The following is a 3,069-nucleotide window of genomic DNA, read 5'->3' as shown; positions in this document are numbered from 1 at the left end:
GGTGAAAATGCAATACCGGATGAGGATTTATTTGCAAAAATTTCTTTTCGTTTACGAGTGGGTGCATTAATTGATTCCAACATTATGCAACTGTTGCCTTTAGAATTTGCAAAAGGGTTAGTCAGTGAACTATTAAATGGAACAAGTGAAAGTGAAGCCGATGAAAATAAAATGGAACAGATACAAGCCAACCCAACACAGAGTAATTCTCCTCAAGAGCCGGTATCATTCCAAAATCCTGTATCGAATCAGCCGACAAATGAGAATTATGGACAAAGTGGTTACCAAACAAAACCGACATACAAAATACCGAATGAACCGCAACATTTTGGAGCTTCATCCGTTTCAACAGGACGACCGGTAAATGTTCAGCCAGCCAGTTTTTCCAGTTTTCAGCCGTATCAGCTTCAAGAGTCCGAAACGAAAAATCTTAGCATGCTGATGGATATCCCATTGCAAGTAACCGTAGAGCTTGGGAGAACCAAGCGTTCTGTCAAAGAAATTCTAGAGCTGTCATCTGGTTCTATAATTGAATTGGATAAATTAGCAGGTGAACCGGTGGATATCCTGGTAAACAGCCGCTTAATTGCAAAAGGCGAGGTTGTTGTGATTGATGAAAACTTTGGAGTTCGTGTTACGGATATTATGAGTCAGAGCGATCGACTAAAAAACTTAGATAAATTTGGAGGACAAAAAAATGGCAAATAAAATTTTAATTGTTGACGATGCAGCATTTATGAGAATGATGATAAAAGATATCCTTTCTAAAAATGGTTTTGAAATTGTTGGAGAAGCAGCAGATGGTGCTCAGGCAGTAGAGAAATATAGAGAAACGCATCCGGATCTTGTAACAATGGATATTACTATGCCTGAAATGGATGGAATCACAGCATTAAAAGAAATTAAAAAGGTAAATCCGCAAGCGAAGGTCATAATGTGTTCTGCAATGGGGCAACAAGCAATGGTTATTGATGCAATCCAGGCAGGGGCAAAAGACTTTATCGTGAAACCATTTCAGGCAGACAGGGTATTGGAAGCCATAAATAAAGCATTAAGTTAATGAAGTAAGAGGGTGTCTTCATATTGTATTCTATTAAAAAATGGCTTCAGATCTCACTTGTGATAGCAGTTTTCTTCTCAGGGGCCATTCAGGCGAGTGCGGAAGATATTGATAAGCCAGTGAAGGATGTTTATGAACAGCCAGATGATTTGAAAACGGATAAATCAAAAGACTCCCAAACTACCAAACAAGCTTCAAATCCCGAACAAGTGGGGATAACTATTTGGGAGTTTCTAAGGATGATCTTTGCGACCATTTTTGTGGTGGGGCTTTTATATATCATATTAAAGTTCATAAATAAAAAAAGTAAATCGTTTCAAAAAGCAAATTCAGTAGAGAATTTAGGCGGCACAAGCCTTGGAGCAAATCGATCGGTTCAGCTTGTTAAAGTGGGCGGTAGAATATTAGTAGTCGGAGTTGGCGAAAACATACAGCTCTTGAAAGAAATAGATAATCCCGAGGAATATGAGCAGTTAATGAAAGATTACAACGAAAAAATGGATCAAATGATTCAGCCAGGAGAATTTGCGACGAAATTGAAAAATAAGTGGCTGAAAAAAAGAGAAATCGAAACTAATAGTTTTTCCTCAGAGTTCAAAAATCAGCTCGATCAAATGTCTGGTAGTAGGAAGAATCTGTTAAATGAGCTTGAAAGGAAAGGAAGAGACAATGAATGAGTTCATGGAGTTTTTTAATAACAGCGATCCCACTAATGTCTCTACTTCCGTCAAACTTGTTCTCCTGATGACTGTTTTATCGCTTGCTCCAAGCATTTTGATTTTAATGACATGCTTTACAAGAATCATTATTGTCCTCAGTTTTGTGAGAACGTCGCTTGCTACACAACAGATGCCTCCGAATCAAGTCCTGGTTGGTCTAGCTCTTTTTATGACATTTTTTGTAATGGCACCGACATTTCAGGAAGTGAACGAAAAAGCATTAACTCCTCTATTTAATGAAGAAATAGAATTAGAAGAGGCGTATGAGCAGACTGCGATTCCTTTTAAGGAATTTATGAGTGCCCATACAAGGCAGAAGGACTTGGCCTTATTTCTAGAATATGCCAAGGTCGATAAGCCGGAAACGATACAGGATATTCCCTTGACCGCATTTGTACCAGCTTTTGCAATTAGTGAAATCAAAACAGCCTTCCAAATAGGTTTTATGATTTTCATTCCATTTCTGGTTATTGATATGGTCGTTGCAAGTGTCTTGATGTCGATGGGGATGATGATGTTACCACCAGTCATGATTTCCTTGCCGTTTAAAATCCTCCTCTTCATTCTTGTTGACGGTTGGTATTTAGTAGTGAAGTCTTTATTACAGAGTTTTTAAGCAGGTGAGAAAAAATGAGCGCAGAGTTTGTTATTGATGTAGCAGAAAAAGGAATTTATATGGTATTGATTATCGCTGGCCCCTTGATGTTGATAGCTCTTGTTGTAGGACTATTAGTAAGTATCTTTCAGGCGACCACACAGATTCAGGAACAAACCTTGGCCTTCGTTCCGAAAATTGTGGCTGTATTATTGGCACTTATTTTACTCGCTCCATGGATGCTAAGTCATCTATTATCATACGCAAATGAAATATTCGGTAACTTGAATCGATTTGTAGGGTAGAGAATGGAGGATATATTTCCGTACTTTCCTGCATTTTTATTAATAGTGGTCAGGGTTACAACCTTTTTCGTGGCAATGCCGATTTTTTCGTATCGATCTATACCGATACAGCATCGAATCGGACTTGGGATTTTCCTTGCTTGGATTATGTACTATACCATTGAAGCGCCGGTTCTAGCTTTGGATGTCACATTTTATTTATTAATCATAAAGGAAGCATTTGTAGGGCTTTTCATCGGGTTTGCTGCCTATATGATTTTATCAGCGGTTCAAGTTGCAGGTGGGTTAATTGACTTTCAAATGGGTTTTTCAATTGCCAATGTCATCGATCCGCAAACAGGGGCTCAAAGTCCATTAATGGGACAATATCTATATACGATTGCCTTATTA

Annotated in this window: 6 protein-coding genes; all 6 read left to right on the top strand. The window is 38.3% G+C overall.

From position 1 onward, the window contains the following. Positions 1-708: flagellar motor switch phosphatase FliY (gene fliY, locus AC1DUW_RS24600; protein ID WP_477643697.1), on the top strand; the 708-nt coding region annotated here is incomplete at its 5' end. Beyond that, positions 698-1,060 (top strand): response regulator, encoded by a 363-nt coding sequence (locus AC1DUW_RS24595; protein ID WP_053345335.1) that lies wholly within the window; start codon positions 698-700, stop codon positions 1,058-1,060. The genes fliY and AC1DUW_RS24595, both read left to right, overlap by 11 nt. A 23-nt stretch (positions 1,061-1,083) precedes the next feature. Further along, positions 1,084-1,737 carry a flagellar biosynthetic protein FliO gene (locus AC1DUW_RS24590; protein WP_477643696.1) on the top strand — a complete coding sequence of 218 codons (654 nt, stop codon included), beginning with the start codon at positions 1,084-1,086 and terminating at the stop codon, positions 1,735-1,737. Continuing rightward, positions 1,730-2,395 (top strand): flagellar type III secretion system pore protein FliP, encoded by a 666-nt coding sequence (gene fliP / locus AC1DUW_RS24585; RefSeq protein ID WP_477643698.1) that lies wholly within the window; start codon positions 1,730-1,732, stop codon positions 2,393-2,395. The genes AC1DUW_RS24590 and fliP overlap by 8 nt, the downstream gene beginning before the upstream one ends. Before the next feature lie 14 nt (positions 2,396-2,409). Continuing rightward, the gene (gene fliQ / locus AC1DUW_RS24580; protein ID WP_056526792.1) at positions 2,410-2,679 is read left to right on the top strand and encodes a flagellar biosynthesis protein FliQ; all 270 of its coding nucleotides are present in this window, start codon (positions 2,410-2,412) and stop codon (positions 2,677-2,679) included. Positions 2,680-2,682: 3 nt separating this feature from the next. Continuing rightward, the coding region (locus AC1DUW_RS24575; protein WP_477643695.1) for a flagellar biosynthetic protein FliR at positions 2,683-3,069 on the top strand (387 nt) is incomplete at its 3' end.

Source organism: Peribacillus sp. P4_C12 (assembly GCF_056402095.1).
Note: the sequence above shows the minus strand (reverse complement) of the source record. Positions and strands in the feature narration are given on the sequence as shown.

Bases quoted from the DNA above. Each gene is read 5' to 3' on its own strand.
- fliP (WP_477643698.1), top strand. From the start codon at position 1,730: ATGAATGAGTTCATGGAGTTTTTTAATAACAGCGATCCCACTAATGTC.
- AC1DUW_RS24595 (WP_053345335.1), top strand. From the start codon at position 698: ATGGCAAATAAAATTTTAATTGTTGACGATGCAGCATTTATGAGAATG.
- fliQ (WP_056526792.1), top strand. From the start codon at position 2,410: ATGAGCGCAGAGTTTGTTATTGATGTAGCAGAAAAAGGAATTTATATG.